Source organism: Streptococcus oralis (genome assembly GCF_001075875.1).
In the GTDB taxonomy this organism is placed as follows: domain Bacteria; phylum Bacillota; class Bacilli; order Lactobacillales; family Streptococcaceae; genus Streptococcus; species Streptococcus oralis_I.
Genome location: NZ_JUOS01000130.1, coordinates 17359 through 38236, shown reverse-complemented (window position 1 = coordinate 38236; position 20878 = coordinate 17359). Strand labels below are relative to the sequence as shown.

Sequence of the window (20878 nt, the reverse complement as noted above, 5' to 3'; positions counted from 1 at the left end):
CCTTATTTAGTCTTTCCAAGCTAGTTCTGCTTGGAGACCATAATGATCGCTCACCTGTGGACTGTTTTTACCATCAAAGACGACGTGAAGATTTTCTACCTGCATATCCTTTGTCGTAAAGACATAATCAATTCGAAGTGGTTCGCTGTTCCCCTTCCAACCATCAATTTCAGGCGGAACGGTAAAGCTTCCACTTCTTTCTTTTGCAACTTCATATGCATCTTGTAAGACTAGTGGACTAGCTAGAATGGCTTGATAACCTTCCTGAACAGCAGGATTATTGAAATCACCTGCTAGTAAGAGTGACTTGTTCAATTCTTTCAGAACCGCTTCAAAGCGCGCCCATTCCTCTTGGAATCCTTTATCCCACCAAGAGAGATGGACACTGGCAACTGCAAGCTCTTTGCCTTCAACTACTGTTTCTGCTAAAGCAACTCGACGAGTGTGATAGTCTGTTGGATCATCTACATCTGAAACCAAAATTTCACGCGCTTCAATTGGTGTTTTAGATAGGATTGCAACACCTTCATGGTAACGATCATAACCGATATGATTGTAGGCCCAAGTCCAATAATAGTTTTGACCATGCTCAGCCAACTTCTCTACCAAAAGTCGCACATAGTGGTCTTGATGAATCGGCTCAGCCGATGGTAATGGCTGATAAAGTGGGCCTGTTTCTACTTGCGCCGAAGTAATTTCTTGGTTGATTTCCTGAAAACAAATCAAATCATAACTGTTTTCAAGAATATCTTGAAGTAAAAGTTGAAACTTTTGTTCAGGATCTTTTTCCATCCAACTATGGGTATTGAGTGTTAAAAACTTCATTCTTTTCTCCTATAAACAAGAGGTTGGAAACAGCTTCCAACCTCCTAAATATTACAATTCTACTTTTGCAACTGCTGTTTTAGCTGCAAGAGAACCTGTTTGTTCTAATTTAACTGATTTGATCGCGTCACCATTTGTGAAGACAACCACAGTTGTAGTTTCACGACCAGCTTCACGGATTGCACCCAAGTCAGCTGTGACAAGAAGATCACCAGCAGCAACCTGTTGTCCTTCAGTAACACGAACTGTAAATGGTTTTCCTTCAAGACTTACTGTGTCCAAACCAATGTGAACAAGTACTTCAAGGCCTGCTTCAGTTACAAGACCAAGAGCGTGTTTAGTTGGGAAGATGCTTGACACAGTACCTGATACTGGAGATACAATGTTTCCGTTTGCTGGTTCCACTGCAAATCCATCACCCATCATTTTTTGTGCGAATACAGGATCCTTCACTTGGTCCAATTCAATCACTTGACCGTCAGCAACTGAGTATACTTCTTCAGTCACACCTTTGTATACAACAGCATCTTGTTGAGCTGCTGCCTTTTGACTTGGAAGAGTTTCAGGAATCACTTCACCTGAGTCAAGAAGGTCTTGAATATCTGATTTCAAAACGTCAGCTTTAGGTCCGTAGATAGCTTGGACACCTTGTCCTTTCATGACAAGTCCCATAGCTCCTTCAGCTTTCCATTGTTCCTCTGTTCCAACTTTTTCAGCGTCTTTTACAGTAACACGAAGGCGAGTCATACATGCGTCCACATCAACGATGTTAGCACGTCCACCAAGAAGGTTAATGATGTTAACAGCTTGAGAAGCTTCTGCAACTTTTGACTCACCAGAAGCAGCAGATTCTGATGAACCTTCAGCAGTTTCGTAGTTTCCGTTACGTCCTGGAGTAGCATAGTTGAATTTTTGAATCATGAAGTTGGCGATAAAGTACATGATAACTGCAAATAGTGCTGTTACCCAGATAAAGTTAATGATATCCATACCAAGACCAGCATTGATAGCTAGTGGAGTACGAGTCAAGAATTCAATTGAACCGAATGAGTGCACACGAAGGTGAACAATATCAGCCATAGCAAAGGCAGCACCTTGAACAACAGCGTAGACAAGGTAAAGAGGTGTTGCAACGAACATGAACATATATTCAATTGGCTCAGTAACACCAGTCAAGAAAGTTGCAAGAGCTGTCGCAATCATCATACCTTTGTATTGGTGTTTCTTGTCTGCTTCAACATTACGGTAAATAGCAGCAGCCACACCCATCAAAATACCGAATGAACCAATCATTTGTCCAACTTTGAAACGAGCTGGATGAACTGTATCTAGCAATGTTTGGTATTGACTAGCATCAGTACCTTTAAGGTTTACAAGGTCTGTTACCCATGCAAGCCAAAGTGGATCTTGTCCAAATACTTGAGTGCCTTTTGCTGCACCAGTTAAAATATCGTAAGTACCACCAAGAGCTGTATAGTTCATTGGGATAGTCAACATATGGTGAAGACCAAATGGCAAGAGCAAGCGTTCCAAAGTACCATACAAGAATGGTGCAAGAACTGGTGCTGTTTCTTGTGAATTAGCAATCCAGATACCGAAGTTGTTGATACCTGTTTGAACAACTGGCCAGAAAGCTGAAAGAAGAATTGCAGCGATTGCTGAGCGAAGAATAACTACAAATGGTACAAAACGTTTCCCGTTAAAGAATGAAAGGGCATCAGGAAGTTTACGGAAATTATAGTATTTGTTAAATGCAGTCGCTCCAACAAAACCTGAGATAATCCCTACAAATACCCCCATGTTAAGGGCTGGTGACTCAAGTACACTAATGAAGTAATCAGCAACCTTGATAGATCCACCAAAGATTGTTGAAACCATAGCGTTAGGATCTTTCAACATATCCCCTGATACACCGAAGATTGTACCAGTGATACGGTTAATAAGGATAAATGCAAGACCTGCCGCAAAAGCACCACCAGCACGTTCTTTAGCCCAACTTCCTCCAATAGCGAGGGCAAACAAAATATGAAGGTTACCGATAACTCCCCAACCAATTTGCTCTAGTACGCCACCAGTAATAACTAGGGGAGCAAGGTTTGGGTCAATCATTGCAAGTGACTTACCGATTGAAATCATCAATCCAGCCGCTGGCATAACAGCGATAACCACCATTAGAGCCTTACCGAATTTCTGCCAAAATTCGAAAGACAAGACATTTTTGAATGTATCTTTCATCATTCAAATCTCCTTTTATATTTATTAGGCAAACGTTTTACGAAAACGTTTGCACTTGTTTGTGACTTAATTATACCACTTTTTATTTTTTTGTAAAGGCTTTTTTTAAAAAAATTTTCTGTCCAATCATTTCAATATCTCTCACTTATTTGCTGACTTTGAGTTTGCGGGTCTTTTCTGATATAATATTAGCTATGAAATCGTATAATACCTTGAATGATTACTATCGAAATTTATTTGGAGAAAAGACTTTTAAAGTCCCTATTGATGCTGGCTTTGATTGTCCCAATCGCGATGGAACTGTAGCACATGGGGGCTGTACTTTTTGTACGGTTTCTGGTTCTGGAGATGCAATCGTTGCTCCTGATGCTCCTATTCGCGAGCAATTCTATAAGGAAATTGACTTTATGCACCGTAAGTGGCCAGATGTTAAAAAGTATTTGGTTTACTTCCAAAATTTTACCAATACACATGAAAAGCTGGAAGTGATTCGCGAACGCTATGAACAAGCTATCAATGAACCAGGTGTAGTTGGCATCAATATTGGAACTCGACCAGATTGCCTTCCTGATGAAACAATTGAATACTTGGCAGAATTATCAGAGCGAATGCATGTTACCGTAGAGTTAGGCTTACAAACTACTTACGAAGAAACTTCAGAATTGATTAACCGCGCCCACTCCTATGAACTCTACGTGGAGACTGTCAAGCGCTTGAGAAAATATCCTAAAATCGAGATTGTTGCCCATTTGATCAATGGTTTGCCAGGTGAAACTCATGAAATGATGGTGGAAAACGTTCGGCGTTGTGTAAGGGACAATGATATCCAAGGGATTAAACTTCACCTACTTCACCTCATGACCAATACTCGGATGCAAAGGGATTATCATGAAGGTCGTTTGCAACTCATGAGTCAGGATGAATATGTCAAGGTCATCTGTGATCAACTAGAAATTATTCCCAAGCATATCGTTATCCATCGGATTACGGGTGATGCGCCTAGGGATATGTTGATTGGTCCTATGTGGAGTCTCAATAAATGGGAAGTTCTAAATAGCATTGAGGCTGAAATGAGACGACGCGGTAGCGTCCAAGGATGCAAGGCTGTAAAACAGGAGTTTATGAATGAAAAGACCACTTGAAATGGCGCATGATTTTCTTGCCCAAGTCATCACCCAAGAGGATATTGTCGTTGATGCGACCATGGGAAATGGCCATGATACCCTTTTTCTAGCTCAGTTAGCTAAACAAGTCTATGCTTTCGATATACAGGAACAAGCTCTGGAAAAAACTAGTCAACGCCTACAAGAAGCTGGTTTGGCCAATGCAGAATTAATCCTACAAGGCCATGAGACTGTGGACCAATTTGTAGGCGAAGTCAAGGCAGCTATCTTTAATCTAGGTTATCTTCCTTCTGCTGATAAAAGCATTATCACTCAACCCCATACAACCCTTGAGGCACTAGACAAACTCTGTCAATTGCTTGTTAAGGGTGGACGAATAGCCATCATGATTTATTACGGGCATGAAGGCGGAGATATAGAACGGGATGCAGTCATGGATTTTGTCAGTCACTTACCACAACAAGAATATACTGCTACGATCTATCGCACTCTCAACCAAATCAACAATCCACCGTTTTTAGTCATGATTGAAAAATTAGAAAGGTATCGCCATGGATAAACAATACCTACGAGATAAAATAGAAGGTCTTCGCCAAAAATTCGTTGAATCAACCCAACATGAACGAGCAGTTGGTATGTTAGATGAAGCTCATATGAGCAAGAAGATGTTAAAAATCAAGAAAAAAATGATAACACTTGAAATGGAGCGCTGTCAAAAGAAAATTGAGCACAAGGATTGCTCGAAGATTGATCAAAAAATCCAAGAACAAAAGGAACTTTTTGAAGCTTGTCGAAAACAAAAATAAGGAGGTAGAAGATGGATTTACTGTTTTATCTCTTGATATTTTTACTTGTTCTCATTGTTTCTAGTACGACCAATAAACTGCTTCCCTTTTTACCCATGCCCCTGATTCAGATTTTGCTGGGGATTGGGATTGGTCTGTGCTTACCGAATAACCAGTATCACCTAGACACTGAGTTGTTTCTAGCTTTGGTAATCGGCCCGCTCCTCTTTCGCGAGGCTCAAGAAGCAGATGTAACCTCTATATTAAAACACTGGAAAATTGTTCTATACCTTATTTTCCCTGTTATCTTTGTATCAACATTGAGTATGGGAGGCCTTGCCCATGTCCTTTGGATTGGCTTACCATTAGCTGCTTGCGTTGCAGTCGGAGCTGCACTTGGTCCTACTGACCTGGTTGCCTTTGCTTCCCTTTCTGAACGATTTACATTTCCAAAACGAATTTCAAATATCTTAAAAGGGGAAGGACTCCTTAATGATGCTTCTGGGCTAATTGCCTTTCGTGTTGCTCTCATCGCATGGACAACGGGAACCTTTTCAATCGCTCAAGCAGGAATTTCCCTAGCTATTTCCATCGTTGGAGGGTTTGCAGTCGGCTTTATAACAGCCTTAATCAATCGTTTCCTCCATACTTTTCTACTCAGTGTTCGAGCTACTGATATAGCCAGTGAACTTCTGTTAGATCTCAGTTTACCACTTTTAACATTCTTCATAGCTGAAGAGATTCACGTTTCTGGAATTATCGCAGTCGTTGTCGCTGGTATTTTAAAAGCCAGTCGCTTTAAAAAGATAAATCTTCTCGAAGCTCAAGTGGATACAGTGACTGAAACCGTTTGGCACACTGTAACCTTTATGCTCAATGGTTCTGTCTTCGTACTGTTAGGAATGGAACTGGAAATGATTGCGGAGCCGATTCTTAAGAGTGCTTTTTATAACAATGTGCTTCTTCTCGTCACAGTCTTTCTTTTAACCTTCCTACTCTTTGCCATCCGCTTTGTGATGATTTACGGCTTTTACGCGTTTCGAATAAAGAAACTTCAAAAAAGTCTCCACAAGTATGTCAAAGATATGCTCCTTCTAACATTTTCTGGAGTTAAGGGAACAGTTTCTATTGCTACTATCCTCTTGATACCGTCTAACTTAGAGCAGGAATATCCGCTCCTTCTCTTCCTCGTAGCTGGTGTAACCCTGGTCAGTTTTCTTACTGGTTTATTGGTCTTGCCACATCTTTCTGAAAAGCAAGAGCCATCTAAGGATCATCTCATGCACATCGCTATCCTAAATGATGTTGCCATGGAGTTAGAGAGAGATTTGGAACATACTAAAAACAAGGTTCCACTCTATGCAGCTATTGACAATTATCATGGACGTATTGAAAATCTTATTCTTAGTCAAGAAAACAAAGAAATTCAGGAAGACTGGGAAGCTCTTAAACTTTTGATTCTCAGTATCGAGAACGATGGTTTGGAACAGGCCTATGAAGAAGGCAAAATCAGTGAAAGAGGTTATCGTGTTTATCAACGGTACTTGAAAAGCATGGAGAACAATATTAAGCGAAACTTTGCTTCTCGCCTAACCTACTACTTCCTTGTTTCTATCCGGATTGTGCGTTTTCTCCTTCATGAATTGCTCACATTTGGAAAAACCTTCCGTTCTTGGAGAGACAAGGGAAATCAAAGACTACTAGCCATCGATTATGATCAGATTGCAGAACTCTACCTAGCCAACACTGAAATCATCATCGAAAGTTTAGAAAACCTCAAAGGGATTTATAAGAGTTCTCTGATCAGCTTCATGCAGGAATCGCGTCTCCGTGAAACCAGTCATATTACCAGTGGTGCCTTTGTAGAACGGGTTATCAATCGTATCAAACCCAATAATATCGACGAAATGTTGAGAGGCTACTATCTAGAACGTAAGTCTATCTTTGAATACGAGAAACAAAAACTTATTTCAGCCCAGTATGCTAAAAAACTGAGACAAAATGTGAACAACCTAGAAACTTATTCTCTAAAAGAATCAGCCAACACACTGCCTTATGATATGATGGAATTAGTTCGCAGAAATTAAGATTTAGGTTACTATTGTGGAGGATTATGCAATGAAAAAGTTGTGGAAACAACTAACTAATAGGCCTTTATTAAAAGCTTTTTTACACTACTATCATGTTTCAGATATTGAATTAACCAGTGTAGCTGTGGCTTATTATTGGTTGATTTCAATCTTCCCTTTACTTATGATAGCCGTCAATATCTTGCCTTATTTTCAAATTCCAATCTCTGATTTCTTGATTACACTAAAGGAATTTTTACCAGATACGATCTATGATGTAGTAGCAAAGATTGCTCGTGAAGTGCTGACACAACCATCTGCTGGACTATTGAGTTTTGCGGTGATATCAGCTCTTTGGACATTTTCAAAATCCATGAATTTCCTTCAAAAGGCCTTTAACAAAGCCTATGGAATTGCAAAAAATAGAGGAATTATCTCACACCAACTGATGAGTCTCCTAGTTAGTTTGGGACTTCAAATTCTCTTTGCACTTGCCCTATTCCTAAGTATGTTTGGTCATATGTTATTGGATCTGCTAAAAAACTACTGGAAATCCGAAAGTTCTCTATTTGCATATTTACAGGATTTTACAGGACCGCTGATTTATGCCTTACTTTTTGCAATTTTGATCATGCTCTATTATTTCCTTCCGAATGTGAAAGTCGGTCGTATTCGTTACGTCCTTCCTGGAAGTCTGTTCGTACTTCTTACTCTCATATCTCTATTAACGATCTTTTCAGCTTATTTCAACAATTATGTTAACTATCTCGTAGACGTTCGATTTTTCAGTTCCATCATCGTTGTTGTCATGATGTTCTGGTTTATAATCATTGCCAAGTTATTGATTGTCGGTGCAGTGATCAATGCCAGTGTTCAAAGTTTGAAGGATCCAGACTTTAAAGCAAAGCAATAATTTTTTATCGATTAATACTCAATGAAAATCAAAGAGCAAACTAGGAAGCGAGCCGCAGGTTGCTCAAAACACCGTTTTGAGGTTGTGGATAGAACTGACGAAGGCAGCTCAAAATACTATTTTGAGGTTGCAGATGGAAGCTGACGTGGTTTGAAGAGATTTTCGAAGAGTATAAACAAATCAATCCCCCAGTCATTTAATACTGGGGGATTTTTGAATTAGTTACTTTATTGTCCATTCGTTAGGGCTTGCAATTCTGTTTTTAGATAGTGAGCCAAATGTTGGTGAGCAAAAATATTGGCATTTTTTTCTGCGGTAGGATTGTAGTTTGTGTTGGTATTTACATCATAAACATAAATATCACCTCTCTCTGACTGAACCCATTCAATAGCAGCAACTTCAATCTGAGCATTTTTTAGGAAGTTTTCATAAGCTTCTCTTCGGTCATCTGGTAGAGGTTCTGTAATCTGGAATTTCTCAGATGTTTCCAGTTGCTCTGGTCTCTTGCCAATTTGGCAACCATCTGCTGGGCACAGTTGGAAACCATCTGAAGAATCGATTGAAACAGTATAAAGGAACTTCTGATTGATAAACTCTGAACGGCGGATGCGTCCATCACTTGGTTTGATGTAGGCTTGTAACAAGGTGATCCCGTCCACTGATGGTTCAAAAAGGGGACTATTGACATAAGCTTCCAATTCTTCTTCATTTTGGAAGAGTTGAACGCCTAACCCCTTACCTGCTCGATTATGCTTGGTAATCAAAGGATAGATGTTCAATTTTCTTGCGGCTTCAATAATGTTCTCTTGCCCTAAAACCGCAACTGTCGCAGGAGTCTCGATACCAGATTCGTTTAACTTCAAATATTGTTTGACTTTACTAATTTCAAGGTTGATAGCACCAGTACCATTCACAACTTTGCGCCCGTGTGCTTCTAACCAAGTAATCACCTGCTCTGTAAATTCTGGCGCATAACGATGTCCTCTTGTGTGAGAAGAGGCAGACATGCGATTGTAAAAGATACCTTGCGGCGGTGGGCTTTGCAAATCTAAAATCCCACTAGACAGATCCCATAGTTCATAAGGGACTTCTAGTTCTTCCAACCATTTGACCAAATGCTGGGTCCATTCAAGATTCTCATGGATTACATAAACTTTTGCTTCACTCATTACTTATAAACTCCTTAAGAAAAGCTGACTGATAATTGGCTTTCCTTTTCTTCTTCTAAAATATATCCTTCTGTTTTTTCGATAACGCTAACTGTTAAAATTTGACCCAAAACATTGATCATGGTACGGCCAGCATTGACAAAGAAATCAACTGCAAAAATCAAGGCTACTCCTTCAACTGGCAAGCCCAATTGAGGTGCTGCAGCTAATAGAACTACGATAGCTCCTGATGGCACAGTTGCTGCAGTTTTTCCAATCAAAGTCAACAATAAAACAGTAAACAAGAGACTTGATAAAGAAAATTGAATACCATAGGCGTGGGCGATAAAAATTGTCGCTACTGAGAAATAAACCGCTGCTCCTTCTAAGTTAAAAGTATATCCTAAAGGAACAACTAAATCAATTGTATGCTCGTCATGCCCCTGTTTTTTCAAATCTTTAAGAAGTGATGGCAAGACAACACTAGAACTACCCGTAACAAAGGCCAGTGTCAAGAGACTCCAATTTTCACGAAAGGCTGACAAATACGGAACTTTAAAGAAGACGGCAATCAAAGGGAAAATAAGAAGAACCAAAACAGCATAAGCCAAATAAGTTCCAATTACAAATTGACCAAGTCCAATCAATTTATCAAGGCCAGTAGTGGCAACATCTTTGGCGATAAATCCAAAAATTCCAATCGGTGATAATTTGATAATTACTGCAACAATTTTGTAGATGGCTTCAATCCAGATTTGGAAACCTTGGATAATTTTCTGAGATTTCTCTGATTTAAGATTACCGATTCCGTAACCAAGAAAGATGGCAAACACGATAATTGGCAAGAGGGCACCTTCTGAAAGAGACTTGACGATATTTGATGGAATAAAACCAAGCAAAAATTCGCTAAATTTTACATTATTGGCAATTCCATCAAGGTTACCACCAGTTTGACCGATATTCACTCCTTGACCAAATCCTAAATAGTAACTAGCAAATACAAACAAAAGAGTAATAGCAGTTGTTACTACGAAAAAGTAAACCAAACTCTTGGTCAAGATTTTCCCAAAAGATTTTTTCCCGATAACACCAGCTACCGCAACAACGATAGTTGGGAAGATTAAAGGAATGATAACCATATTGATCAATTTAATAAAGGCTTGACCTAAAAATTGATAAAAGCCTGCAAATTGTGGCCAGATGACTGCAGCAATCACACCCAAGACCAAAGCCACCAATAATTGGATACCAAGTGAGAGTTTTGACCATAACGTAACTAATTTCATAAGAAACTCCTTTGTTTTATTTGCTACTCATTCTACTACTATTCTTCACTTCTGACTAATATATATTTTCTATGGTGAACATAAAAAAGATTTATATTGAGGATACAAACTACCATTGTATCGAACACATGATTTATTCTGATCAAGCAGGAATTATAAAATCTGTTTCTTATCAATGATTTTTTGCTAAAACAGTGATAAATCAAGGAATTTACTTTTCTATTCTCAAAATTTTATGATACAATAATGGTATGATTTTAATGAAACTTGCTTCCATCTTGCTTTTGGTACTAACCTTAGCTCTGGCGATTATTTTAAGCAGACTCTTTAAGTTAAAGAAAAGGGGCATCAATGCTGCTGATTTAGCTTTTCCTTTTCTAATTTTTGAATACTATTTGATTACGGCTAAGATGTTTACACACAATCAACTTCCAGTATTGGGAACGGCCTTATCAATACTAGCAATTGTGCTAGTCTTTTTCTTCTTAAATAAAAAACGTAGTTTTTATTATCCAAAATTTATTAAATTCTTTTGGCGAGCTGGATTTTTACTAACACTGCTCATCTATATCATCATGATTGTTCAAATTTTCGTGATGAAATAGTCAACTATTACAATATAGCCCACCAACACCTCGATCTTGGTTTCTAGATATTCCTAAGAGGGGCTTTTCTAATGAAATTTTAAAAAAGATTATAAAAAATGTATAGGAGATGAATCAAGTGAAAAAAACGCTCTTGGCAAGCGCCATTACGCTTTCAGTTTTTGGTCTAACAACCAACCTTAGCTATGCTGAGGAAAACAAAGTACAATCAACCCCAGTAGAAACAACACACAGTGAAACCTCTACTGACCAAGTAGAGAAAAATAGTCTTCCTGCCAAGGAAGCTGAACCTTCAACTGAAGCAAATGCCAATCAAACGACAAATCCAGCTAAGAAAGAAGAAGACAAGTCACCAGAAGTTCAAAAAGAAGGTTGGGTATTAGAGGAAAACATCTGGCGCTTCTATGAAAATAATGCCCCTGTTCTTAACTGGAAAAAAATCCACGGAAAATGGTACTACTTCAACAAAGATGGCATCATGTTGAGCGATACTATTTTTGACGGATATATCCTTACTAGTAGCGGGGCCATGGTCGATTCTGGTTGGAGTAAACTCCAAGAAAAATGGTATTACGCTAACGCTTATGGAAAAATTTCTCAACAAAAATGGGAAAAGATCGGTGGTGTCTGGTACTATTTTGATCAAGACGGTGTCATGCTCAGCAACACGATTTTTGACGACTATCTGTTTACTAATAGTGGTGCCATGGCTGAGAGTTCTTGGGTAAAACAAGATGGACAATGGTACTATGCCCTTGCTTCTGGTAAATTAATCAAAAATAAGTGGGACAAAATTAGTGGGACCTGGTACTACTTTAACAAAGACGCCACTATGGCAAACAACCAATGGCAAGGTAGCTACTACCTAAAAGCTAGCGGTGCTATGGCTGAAAAAGAATGGATTTTCGATAAAAACTATGATAGTTGGTTCTACTTGAAATCTGGTGGTACCTATGCAGCGCGTCAATGGGTTGGTTCATACTACCTCAAGGCAGGTGGCTACATGGCTAAGAGCGAATGGATTGACGATAGTTACTATAAAGCTCGCTACTATGTAGATGAAAATGGAGTCTATGTTACAGGTACCTATAAAATCGATGGGAAAGACCAGCAATTTCAAAGTGATGGAAAATGGCTTGGAGAAGCTTCTACAAGCCACGGGTTTGAAAAGGGGAAATATAACAATATCATCTTCCTAGATCCAGGCCATGGTGGTAAAGATCCTGGAGCATCTTATTATAACATCACCGAAAAAGAACTGAACATGCAAGTTTACCAAAAGCTACGCAAGGAGCTTGAAGGACTCGGCTATACTGTTCTTTCTTCAAGAGACAGTGATGTCTTTGTAGACTATGTCACCGAACGTTCAAGAATGGTTAATAAGACTGACTCAGATATCTTTATTAGTATTCACTTCAATGCTAGTGGTAATCCAGCTTCAAACAGAGCTGGAATCCAGACTTATTCTTATGAAGAAGCTGCTGGTTATCCTTCTAAGATCAATCCTTACTGGCATAACCACCCTGACAGAATCAGTGAAAGCAATCGCCTCGCGGCAGATATCCACTCTTCACTATTAGCTGAAACTGGTGCTAAGGATGCAGGTCGTCTACGAAGTAGTTTTGCTGTCCTTCGAGAAACTAATAAACCAGCCGTTCTATTGGAATTGGGATATATTGACAATTTCAATGAGAATCAACAAGTCCGCAGTGATGCCTACCAAAACAGATTGGTTGCAGGTATTGTAAAAGGGATTCAAAAATATTACGCAGGTCAATAAAGAAAAAATCTCGAGAAAATCTCGAGATTTTTTTGTATTATTTTTCTTACTTATTGGCTTCAGGAAAAAGAAATCCAATTCCAACGCAAGCCAAGACTCCAGCACCGATAACCAAACCGCTTGAAAGTGGCAAGATATCAAGAATGGCATTGGCGATGATAAAGGCAATAATCAAGCTCATGAGACTGGCCTTGTAATCTTTTTTCACCAAATTCTCAAGGGTAAAAAATAGGAATAAACCTACTGGAAAGAGGGCCCAGATATTGACATCCAAACTTGGCCATCCAACAAAACCAAAATACAAAACTGCTACTGCAACGACTAAAAATCCGATACCTACTACTTTTTTCATGATACGACCTCATTTTCTATTTTGTTAGGAAGTTTTATCTCCCTTTAACAATTACAACTATAACAGAAATAAAAATCGCAAACAATAGCTTTTGTCTATGTGGCAGACATGATAGACTATGTGGTCAGAATTTTTCTAAAAAAGAAGCCATTGCTGGCTTCTTTTCATTCATTTTTCATTTTTCTTTAGACTCTAAAGCTGATTTGATGGCATCACGATCAGCTTTCAATTTCGCTAAATTCTTCTCTTCTGATTCTAATTGGCTCGTATCTGGTTTAACACGATAGTAAACATTTTCTGGATGCATCAACATTCCTTCATATTGTTGTCCTGCAAAGAGTCTATCCTCAGTGTGATTGGAATTGTCTGTTATTTTTCCATCACCACCAGGTTCCATGACAACACCACTTGGTACAACAACTACCACAAACCCTCCCGCCTGAGAACCTTTTGCCCAAGCACCAAGGGCTACTGTTTCTGGGTTGCGATCATTCTGACTTTTTGATACTTTCAATTCAACAATAGACTCATGCTTTTGATCATTGTATATCCAAGAAGATTGGACTTCCCCTGAATCATTAATGATATATTCATTACCAGACTGTGTCCGCCAAGTACCCTCTAAACTTGAAAAATCATTATTTCTGAGAGCTTCAATATCTAATTTGGGAACAGAAGCTTCTTTTTTTAATTGACTAACATGCTGCTCCGATTCTGAGATCTTGGTATCCAAATCAGCCAATTGCTCCTTTAGCTTTTGAATTTCTTCTTCCTTTACCTTATCCTTATCATCCTCTTTCCCTTGACTTTTTGTCGTCTCTTCAGTCTTAGATGAGGAAGAAGTTTGATTTGCTTCTTGCTTAAGATTAGGTGAATTTAAAAAGATGCTAGCAACAATGATTATAACTAGAGCTGTTATGGCAAGACCGATATACATTTTTATATTATTAATTGTGGAAAGGGTTTCTGCCAATCTAGATGAAGTCCCTTTTCGACCATGGGTCTTCTCAACATGTTTCATCCGTTCTTTCTTGTTCATGATACTCCTCCTCATTTTGATGAGTATTGATGATTCTAATAAACTAATATAATATTTATTTTATTGCTCTTTCTTATGCCGATTGCAGGGATAAGAAAATATCTCAGAAATATTGTATTATCAATGCTTTTGATACACTTGGTCAAATTTTGGTCAATGAATTTGCTTTTATTTTTCTTCTTTAATCGACCAATAACTGCCTAACTGTATCATACTCTTTATCGATCACTTCTTGCAAAACATGACCATATGTTCTAATAATTTGCTGAATATCTTTATGTCCCATCAGCTTTGCTACTATCCATATATCCACCCCCTTTGCAAGTAGAAATGAACCGTAGGTATGTCTACCTGAAGTTGCTGACATTTCTTGACTACCAATTCCAAGTTCTGATAAACAAACTCTTAAATATTTATTAAGACCTGCATTTGTTGGGATTCTATATCTTCTATCATAAAAAACTAAATCTTCTTTATTCAAATCTTCACGATCATAAAGAACTTTAGACTGTTCTGCTTTTAAATCTTCTAGAACTTGCAATAATTTTTCATCAACAGGAATCTCTCTAACAGAGGTTTTCGTCTTTGGGGGAGTAAACTCTTGTCGATCTCCTGAAAATCTTCTATATGTTTTAATGGTCTTGTTTTCAAAATCAATGTCAGACCAGCATACTGCCATACCTTCTCCAACTCTAAATCCAGTCTTAAATAAAAAGTATAATAGATAAGCCATCACCGATTCTCGATAATTAAATTTTGACCGTAGATGAGATAACAAACTTTTATAGTCAGAAATACTATGGAGATATTTATCATCAATATCTTTACCAGACAGACCAAATATTTTTACACCTTCAGTAAAATCATTCAAAACTAGACCATTTCTCTTGCTAAAATTGACTACTGTTCGAATATCAGCATTTAATCGACTCACATGATCTTTAGTTACTTGTTCACCATATTCATTCAATTTAGACTGATATTCTTTATGATTAATTTGAACTGCAGGTATGTCGGAAAAGATTTTCTCCATCATCTTTCCTCTATAAGAATAGCCTTCTTTTGTCGATTTTGCCTTTTCTGATGGAAGAATCACTAAATCATACCAATCCTGCCAAAGCTCATACAGTGTAGCCTTACTATCGAATTTGATTGTATAGTTTGATTGAAATAATTTCCTCTCTTTTTCCTGCGCTTCGTTCATAGCCTCACGTTTTGTTCTAAAACCTGAATTTGTTGCTAGAACTTTTCCTTCCTTATCAAATATTCGATAATCCCAAAGTTTGTTTTTTCCGCGCTGTCTATAACTTGCCACATTAACCCCTTTCCGAATGGCAACTTTCTCCATTCTATTATAACATTAATAATATTTTTTTATAATTTTTATCAAAATATTCCCTTGTTTTTCTTGCTAAAAATCTATAAGGTGATCCCTTACTTTTCGGATATAAGACAAATCCTTCTTTATTTTGCTCAATATCTAATTCATTTTTGATTGTTGGATTCAATAAAATATCATTTACCAATTTTGTTTTACTAATAGATAATAATTCCTCAACCTTATCAATAGTCCACCATTGACCAATTTCTTCTTTCTGGATTAAATCTAGATACTCGGAACGACTGATCAAAACCATATTAGAAGGAATTGGAACTTCAATATTAAATACTTGTTTCGACTCTTTCATTTACTACTCCTTATACAACAAAAAAAAACAAGCCATTTCTGGCTTGAATTTATTTTCTTAATACTCACTTTTTTGATATTCATCCCATAAAGCTTGAAGTTCATCTGCATTTTCTAAAACATACTGCCTTACAATCTTCATATCTTTTGATTTCAATCTACCATCTCGAAGCTCTCCAGTCAAAAACATTGAACCTACTTCCTCACCATGGATATAGATATGAATATGTGCCTTCTGACCTTTATGATTATGCTCATTCGGACGAATCTCAATACCATATTTCAAAAAAGAATACTTAGGCATGTAACAACCCCACGTAGTCCTTCCACGTTTCAAGGTAGTTATCACGATTCAATTCAATTTGTTTTTGAGCAAACCGAATATCATAATCAGCCAAGTCCAAGTCCTCTAAGACTTCACCTGTAAGAATATTAAAAGTTCCAATCAATTCTTCATCATCATACATACGTAAAATAGGATTATTGGGATTTTTAAAAATATCTTCTTTTGTGACTTCTAGATTTGTAACACCAAACTCTTTAATCATGATTCATTCCCCTTTCACTTTCTTTTATTATATCACATTTTCAATTATTTTATAATTGTTCTAACAACTTCTCTATATTTGGAAAATAAGTATAAGCTACTCCTCTAGTAAAATCAAAAGAGTAACCTTCCTCAACTGACACAGATACACTCGCATAATTTCTTCTTGGTAATTTTTTATTAACATGACTCCCTTCATAATCATAAATAACTTTAACAAACTTCGCATTTTTTATAACTTCAACTATCATAGTTTCAATACCATGATCAGTTACAGAGTCAGCAATAAACTCTATAGATTCTTGATTTTCACCTAACCTACTAGCTAACTTCACAGCATAGATTTTTAATAATTCTACTTGATCCATTTTAACTCCTTAAACCAACAAAAAACAAGGCAAGTTTTACCCTGCCTTGACTAATTTTGTGCTACTTAACTTTTCGTTTTCCAAAAAATGTCGCAACTAAACCAACAAATCCCCAAATAGTTGCAAAAATTGTGCTAGCTGTTCCAGTATTTGGAAGAACTTTTAGTTCCCCTTCCTTATCTTTCAAAGCGATTGTTCCATCTTTTTGTTTGACTGCTCCCACTTCATAAGGCTCTTTTTCTACATAATTACCTTCACTTTCTTCTACAACTACTTTGCCTTTATTAGTGCCTACAATCTTATATCCTGTATTTGTTTCGATAGGTTTTTCCTTAATTTCTTCTTTAGTCACATTCAAGGGTTTAGGTTCTTCTTTTTCTTTTACTCCAACATTATCCTCTGCCTTTTGTTTTTGTTCCTTCACTTCTGGAGTATCTTCTTTATTTGGTTTCGTATTTTCTTCTCCCTCTTTTGATTTATCCGAAGTTGAATCAGAAGATTTTTGATCTACTTGTTTATCATCACCTACATTTTCAATAGGTTTTTCTTCTTTAGATTTATTGGTAGAAGGACTTGTTGGCTCCACAACTACTCCTGTATGATCGTGTTCCTGATTCTTATTAGTATCTTTTCCAAGTTCTTCAGATGGTTTATCTTTTTTTGGTTGTTCTGTTGGCATTATCTGCTCTACAACTACTCCTGTACTATCCTTGTCCTCTTTTTTATCCACACTTCCACCCAAATCTAGATTTTCATTTACTGTTGGCGCTGTAGACTCCTTAGGAGCTTCTGCAGGTTTTTCTGAAACTACTAAACCTGAATTATCATTTGAAGTTGAACTATTTCCACCCAAATTAATTTCGTCTGCTAAAATTCCATTTGCGACTGAACTCAATACAGCCACTGACAACAATGTTACAAATTTTTTATTCATTTTTTTCCTCTTTTCTTATTTACCAATTACATATAAAAAGTTTTTTGCTTGGTCAGCAGTAAAGACTCGATAATCTGTAATTCCTGTTCCTTGCATTGGTTGAATCACATTACATTCAGAAATCAATATCGAGCCATCATCTTTAACATCTTCGACAAAGGCAACATGACCATAAGTTGCATGACTACCTGCTTGTCCTCCTTGAAACGAAACAGCAGAATGTTTAGTCGGTGTATTTGTCACCTCATATCCATCCTTGTGTGCCCAGTCCTGACCATTTCCCATATACGGATCAAAGTTTATTCCAAATTCTTTTGCCCGATTGAAAACATACCAAGTACATTGACCATACGGATAAGACTGAGTGATATAGCCATCTTGATTTATTTCCTTATCAATCGAAAATCCACTAGGTAATTCAGTCGAAACCTGACCAAATGGAACATCTACGCTACCTGCTATTGAATTGCTACTTGATGAACCATCTGATTCAATCGTACCTTTAAAGACTTCATACCACTTCTTACTGTCCTTTTCCAGCTTCTCTAGTTTTGTTTGACCGTCTGATAACAATACACCTTCATAATGTTCAGACCAATACTTGGCACTTTCAAAAGGATCAGTTGCCTTTTGCATATAATCTTTGACTTTTTTATAGCCATGATTTAATTCATAGCTCATTAGTTCCAGCTCTACTGTACTATCCAAAGTACGAGAACTTGCATTTCTCCATCTATCACCATTGATAGTATTATCCCAACCTGACCATTGGAAATATCCAGCAACTCCACCTGAAGGATTCGTTAGTTTAGGATCAAATCCACTTTCTCTTTCAGCATTTGCAAGAGAACCACTAGCACCCTCTAAAGTAAATTTCTCTTTAGATAGTTGCCAGTTAAGAATCTTAATGACATCTTCTGCACGTTCCACCGATATATTCGCTTTTTGAGCTACTTCTTGTGCTGTTAAACGTGTTCTCTTTCCAGTCGTACTATCAGATGGACTACCTGAAGCAACACCTACAAATCCAATCATCAGAATCAAGATTAGAAATAAGGGTAGAATTGTCGCAATTATAGAACCAAAAATCTTTGCGTATTTTTTAGCTATCACTTCCTACCCCTCTTTCTTTCAATATTTACATTTGGAAGTTCTACTTTTTTATCTCTTCCCTTTTTCTTTAAACTACTAATCTTACCTCCTTTCATTCTTTTACTTTTCGGAGAATTAATCTTTGGTTTTTGAGGTGAAACTTTATTCAAAGGATTCACTTGATTCATTCTCTTGTCTACCTTGGCTTGAAATTCTGCTTTCTTTCTGGCCAAACGTTTTTCTCTCAAACGTTTCACCTCATTACGAGAACTATTTTTCATTTTCTCATGATAATCTGCCTTTGTTCCAAAAGATTTTCTTTTTGAATTTAAGTCTATAAACTTATTCGATTCTTGATTTCTAAACGCATTTGTACGGACTTCATAAAGGAAAGACATCGCTCTATTTCCTTTTTCTTTCAGAGCATTAACCGTACCTGTTGTTCTATGTTTGACAGTCGCATAACCATCTCTAACTCTACTATAAGTTTCATTTTCGTTAGTATCAGATACCTGTTCTTTAGCCAATCCTTGTTTTTTATCCAGGTTATTAGTTGGCGAGCTTAAATTTTTAAGACGAGCTTGTAGACTTTCTTTCCCCATCTTCAAACCACCTTTTGCAAACTGACCACTAACTACTAATCCGTCTTTACCTGTCCTATACAATTTCTCTCGAATCGTTTTAGTTCCTTTATTCAGATTAAGTCCATTCATTCGACTAACAGGCAAACGCCCAATTCGTGAGAACATAGATAAAATCATTGCTCTATTCTTAATCATTAAAACTAACAATATCGCTTTTACAAATATCACAACTAATACATTTTCACCAACTGCATAGCCAATGAAATCTGTTAAAGAATTATAGAAGAATACAAACAATGTTGTAGCTAATAATGTTACAGATGATAAAATCAACATAGATATAGCTTTTTTATTGAATCCATGAATCAAATGTTCCATCTTTGGAAATAGACTGATCAATAAAATAAATGGCAATATCAAAATTAAAAAGATATAAACCATTAAAAAGAAAAATCGTGATAATCCTAAAACAAGATAAACACTACCAACTACAATTACATCAACCAGTGAAGCAAAAGCATAGCTAAATTTTGCTCCCCACTCATTTTTCAACATCTTATTTTCAGGATCTTTGTCTTTGGCAATATCCTTAATTTTTTTCTCACCGACAAGATGATCTCCATCACCCTGCTTATATCCAGCTAAATCTTCAAATTCCTTATCAGATAGTTGAAATGAACCATCTTCCTTTACTGGAGAGTTCATATACTTATAAGCCTTGATAATAGTATCATTAAAATAAGCATCAATCTCATTGGAACTTTCTGAAGTCAGAGTTTTTGTTATCTCGCCATTAAGCGTAATTGTTGTTGTTCTAAATCCATCATATAAGTGAGCCAATAAATATTTATTTTGACCGTCCACATTGAATCTTATAAAATATAAACCAATAAGAGTATAGATCAGTACCATTTTAATAAATGATTTCATCACACTACCCTTACCAGTCGCAAACAAATACAATAGATAAACTGCCATACTAGCACCAACAACATAAACAACTTCTTTACTGAATAGAGAAGAAAATACTTTACTAGAATTGTCTATCGTATTATTCAATAAAGAAGTTATATCACTCATTCCATCAACTGCACCATAAATACCAGCAATAATCCAAAAGATAAATTTTGATACCCAAAATACAGCTTGCACAATCGAATTGAAGAAATAATTCATATTTGAATCAAATCCAAAAAATTTCTTATCAAAATAAACCTTACTAGTCAAATCAGACATTTTGGACTTATAATTTTCAAAAGTCAATTTACTTGATTCTTCTTCTTTTTTCTTTAAGACATCTTGTGTTTCTTTTGCCTTTTTGGCATTATCCAGTATTTTTTTTGCATTTTCAGCAGGATCGGTTAATTTTGGAGTATTTGTATTTTTATCAAACTCAATAATATTAAAATTATTATTCGATAAAATTGGCTCAGTAGCACTAGCTACAAAAGGAAAGAAAAATATAGACAAAATAAATCCTAATAAAATATTCCTTCTCATTTTTC

General features: G+C 36.8%; 21 protein-coding genes. 7 read left to right on the top strand and 14 right to left on the bottom strand.

Annotated features, from left to right (window positions below; genetic code table 11):
* Positions 1 to 6: 6 nt before the first annotated feature.
* A complete protein-coding gene (locus tag ADM33_RS07510; protein WP_049504216.1) occupies positions 7 to 825 on the bottom strand; it encodes an endonuclease/exonuclease/phosphatase family protein in 819 nt (272 codons plus the stop codon).
* Between the two features lie 51 nt (positions 826 to 876).
* Positions 877 to 3063, bottom strand: a complete 2187-nt coding sequence (locus ADM33_RS07505; RefSeq protein ID WP_152906817.1) for a PTS transporter subunit IIBC — start codon at positions 3061 to 3063, stop codon at positions 877 to 879.
* Positions 3064 to 3254: 191 nt separating this feature from the next.
* Between ADM33_RS07505 and ADM33_RS07500 the strand changes: the two genes are divergently transcribed.
* The 5 genes from ADM33_RS07500 to ADM33_RS07480 are packed head-to-tail and all read left to right on the top strand — an operon-like array spanning position 3255 to position 7951.
* The gene (locus ADM33_RS07500) at positions 3255 to 4202 is read left to right on the top strand and encodes a TIGR01212 family radical SAM protein (RefSeq protein ID WP_049504214.1); all 948 of its coding nucleotides are present in this window, start codon (positions 3255 to 3257) and stop codon (positions 4200 to 4202) included.
* A complete protein-coding gene (locus ADM33_RS07495; protein WP_049504212.1) occupies positions 4186 to 4743 on the top strand; it encodes a tRNA (mnm(5)s(2)U34)-methyltransferase in 558 nt (185 codons plus the stop codon). The genes ADM33_RS07500 and ADM33_RS07495 overlap by 17 nt, the downstream gene beginning before the upstream one ends.
* Positions 4736 to 4990 (top strand): hypothetical protein, encoded by a 255-nt coding sequence (locus ADM33_RS07490; RefSeq protein WP_049504211.1) that lies wholly within the window; start codon positions 4736 to 4738, stop codon positions 4988 to 4990. The genes ADM33_RS07495 and ADM33_RS07490 overlap by 8 nt, the downstream gene beginning before the upstream one ends.
* A gap of 11 nt (positions 4991 to 5001) precedes the next feature.
* Entirely contained in the window at positions 5002 to 7056 is a 2055-nt protein-coding gene (locus ADM33_RS07485) for a cation:proton antiporter (RefSeq protein ID WP_049504209.1), read from the top strand.
* A 31-nt stretch (positions 7057 to 7087) separates the two neighbouring features.
* Positions 7088 to 7951, top strand: a complete 864-nt coding sequence (locus ADM33_RS07480; protein WP_049504208.1) for a YihY/virulence factor BrkB family protein — start codon at positions 7088 to 7090, stop codon at positions 7949 to 7951.
* Between the two features lie 227 nt (positions 7952 to 8178).
* On the opposite strand, the gene ADM33_RS07475 is transcribed toward ADM33_RS07480, so the two are convergent.
* Together ADM33_RS07475 and ADM33_RS07470 are read right to left on the bottom strand one after the other, a co-directional pair.
* The gene (locus ADM33_RS07475) at positions 8179 to 9120 is read right to left on the bottom strand and encodes an ATP-grasp domain-containing protein (RefSeq protein WP_049504206.1); all 942 of its coding nucleotides are present in this window, start codon (positions 9118 to 9120) and stop codon (positions 8179 to 8181) included.
* Between the two features lie 14 nt (positions 9121 to 9134).
* Positions 9135 to 10385, bottom strand: coding sequence for a dicarboxylate/amino acid:cation symporter (locus ADM33_RS07470; RefSeq protein WP_045763826.1), 1251 nt, complete (start codon positions 10383 to 10385; stop codon positions 9135 to 9137).
* A 251-nt stretch (positions 10386 to 10636) separates the two neighbouring features.
* Here ADM33_RS07470 and ADM33_RS07465 point away from each other — a divergent pair, with 251 nt between their 5' ends.
* Together ADM33_RS07465 and ADM33_RS07460 are read left to right on the top strand one after the other, a co-directional pair.
* Positions 10637 to 10990 (top strand): DUF3397 domain-containing protein, encoded by a 354-nt coding sequence (locus ADM33_RS07465; RefSeq protein ID WP_060955976.1) that lies wholly within the window; start codon positions 10637 to 10639, stop codon positions 10988 to 10990.
* A 118-nt stretch (positions 10991 to 11108) separates the two neighbouring features.
* Positions 11109 to 12770, top strand: coding sequence for an N-acetylmuramoyl-L-alanine amidase (locus ADM33_RS07460; protein WP_049504229.1), 1662 nt, complete (start codon positions 11109 to 11111; stop codon positions 12768 to 12770).
* A gap of 46 nt (positions 12771 to 12816) precedes the next feature.
* Here ADM33_RS07460 and ADM33_RS07455 read toward each other — a convergent pair whose 3' ends face one another.
* The 10 genes from ADM33_RS07455 to ADM33_RS07410 all read right to left on the bottom strand — a co-directional run bounded on the left by ADM33_RS07455 (position 12817) and on the right by ADM33_RS07410 (position 20873).
* Positions 12817 to 13122, bottom strand: coding sequence for a hypothetical protein (locus tag ADM33_RS07455; RefSeq protein ID WP_049504204.1), 306 nt, complete (start codon positions 13120 to 13122; stop codon positions 12817 to 12819).
* 175 nt (positions 13123 to 13297) lie between these two features.
* Positions 13298 to 14161 (bottom strand): DUF6287 domain-containing protein, encoded by an 864-nt coding sequence (locus ADM33_RS07450; protein WP_049504202.1) that lies wholly within the window; start codon positions 14159 to 14161, stop codon positions 13298 to 13300.
* Positions 14162 to 14342: 181 nt separating this feature from the next.
* Positions 14343 to 15476: a site-specific integrase gene (locus ADM33_RS07445; RefSeq protein WP_049504200.1), complete on the bottom strand. Its 1134-nt coding sequence runs from the start codon at positions 15474 to 15476 to the stop codon at positions 14343 to 14345.
* Positions 15477 to 15513: 37 nt separating this feature from the next.
* The gene (locus ADM33_RS07440) at positions 15514 to 15849 is read right to left on the bottom strand and encodes a DUF771 domain-containing protein (protein ID WP_049504199.1); all 336 of its coding nucleotides are present in this window, start codon (positions 15847 to 15849) and stop codon (positions 15514 to 15516) included.
* A 57-nt stretch (positions 15850 to 15906) separates the two neighbouring features.
* Entirely contained in the window at positions 15907 to 16152 is a 246-nt protein-coding gene (locus ADM33_RS07435) for a DUF4160 domain-containing protein (protein WP_049504197.1), read from the bottom strand.
* On the bottom strand, positions 16145 to 16396 hold the full coding sequence (locus ADM33_RS07430) for a hypothetical protein (RefSeq protein ID WP_000588738.1): 252 nt from the start codon (positions 16394 to 16396) through the stop codon (positions 16145 to 16147). The genes ADM33_RS07435 and ADM33_RS07430 overlap by 8 nt, the downstream gene beginning before the upstream one ends.
* 49 nt (positions 16397 to 16445) lie before the next feature.
* Positions 16446 to 16763 carry a hypothetical protein gene (locus ADM33_RS07425; RefSeq protein WP_049504196.1) on the bottom strand — a complete coding sequence of 106 codons (318 nt, stop codon included), beginning with the start codon at positions 16761 to 16763 and terminating at the stop codon, positions 16446 to 16448.
* 61 nt (positions 16764 to 16824) lie between these two features.
* Positions 16825 to 17697, bottom strand: a complete 873-nt coding sequence (locus ADM33_RS07420) for an LPXTG cell wall anchor domain-containing protein (RefSeq protein ID WP_049504194.1) — start codon at positions 17695 to 17697, stop codon at positions 16825 to 16827.
* A gap of 15 nt (positions 17698 to 17712) precedes the next feature.
* A complete protein-coding gene (locus ADM33_RS07415) occupies positions 17713 to 18807 on the bottom strand; it encodes a phage tail tip lysozyme (protein ID WP_049504227.1) in 1095 nt (364 codons plus the stop codon).
* Positions 18807 to 20873 carry a hypothetical protein gene (locus ADM33_RS07410; protein ID WP_049504192.1) on the bottom strand — a complete coding sequence of 689 codons (2067 nt, stop codon included), beginning with the start codon at positions 20871 to 20873 and terminating at the stop codon, positions 18807 to 18809. Before ADM33_RS07410 ends, ADM33_RS07415 begins: the two co-directional genes overlap by 1 nt.
* Positions 20874 to 20878: the final 5 nt, after the last annotated feature.

Excerpts from the sequence above, each read along its gene's own strand:
- ADM33_RS07510 (WP_049504216.1), bottom strand. The coding sequence starts at position 825 with ATGAAGTTTTTAACACTCAATACCCATAGTTGGATGGAAAAAGATCCT.
- ADM33_RS07505 (WP_152906817.1), bottom strand. The coding sequence starts at position 3,063 with ATGATGAAAGATACATTCAAAAATGTCTTGTCTTTCGAATTTTGGCAG.
- ADM33_RS07500 (WP_049504214.1), top strand. The coding sequence starts at position 3,255 with ATGAAATCGTATAATACCTTGAATGATTACTATCGAAATTTATTTGGA.
- ADM33_RS07495 (WP_049504212.1), top strand. The coding sequence starts at position 4,186 with ATGAAAAGACCACTTGAAATGGCGCATGATTTTCTTGCCCAAGTCATC.
- ADM33_RS07490 (WP_049504211.1), top strand. The coding sequence starts at position 4,736 with ATGGATAAACAATACCTACGAGATAAAATAGAAGGTCTTCGCCAAAAA.
- ADM33_RS07485 (WP_049504209.1), top strand. The coding sequence starts at position 5,002 with ATGGATTTACTGTTTTATCTCTTGATATTTTTACTTGTTCTCATTGTT.
- ADM33_RS07480 (WP_049504208.1), top strand. The coding sequence starts at position 7,088 with ATGAAAAAGTTGTGGAAACAACTAACTAATAGGCCTTTATTAAAAGCT.
- ADM33_RS07475 (WP_049504206.1), bottom strand. The coding sequence starts at position 9,120 with ATGAGTGAAGCAAAAGTTTATGTAATCCATGAGAATCTTGAATGGACC.
- ADM33_RS07470 (WP_045763826.1), bottom strand. The coding sequence starts at position 10,385 with ATGAAATTAGTTACGTTATGGTCAAAACTCTCACTTGGTATCCAATTA.
- ADM33_RS07465 (WP_060955976.1), top strand. The coding sequence starts at position 10,637 with ATGATTTTAATGAAACTTGCTTCCATCTTGCTTTTGGTACTAACCTTA.
- ADM33_RS07455 (WP_049504204.1), bottom strand. The coding sequence starts at position 13,122 with ATGAAAAAAGTAGTAGGTATCGGATTTTTAGTCGTTGCAGTAGCAGTT.
- ADM33_RS07450 (WP_049504202.1), bottom strand. The coding sequence starts at position 14,161 with ATGAACAAGAAAGAACGGATGAAACATGTTGAGAAGACCCATGGTCGA.
- ADM33_RS07440 (WP_049504199.1), bottom strand. The coding sequence starts at position 15,849 with ATGAAAGAGTCGAAACAAGTATTTAATATTGAAGTTCCAATTCCTTCT.
- ADM33_RS07435 (WP_049504197.1), bottom strand. The coding sequence starts at position 16,152 with ATGCCTAAGTATTCTTTTTTGAAATATGGTATTGAGATTCGTCCGAAT.
- ADM33_RS07430 (WP_000588738.1), bottom strand. The coding sequence starts at position 16,396 with ATGATTAAAGAGTTTGGTGTTACAAATCTAGAAGTCACAAAAGAAGAT.
- ADM33_RS07425 (WP_049504196.1), bottom strand. The coding sequence starts at position 16,763 with ATGGATCAAGTAGAATTATTAAAAATCTATGCTGTGAAGTTAGCTAGT.
- ADM33_RS07420 (WP_049504194.1), bottom strand. The coding sequence starts at position 17,697 with ATGAATAAAAAATTTGTAACATTGTTGTCAGTGGCTGTATTGAGTTCA.
- ADM33_RS07410 (WP_049504192.1), bottom strand. The coding sequence starts at position 20,873 with ATGAGAAGGAATATTTTATTAGGATTTATTTTGTCTATATTTTTCTTT.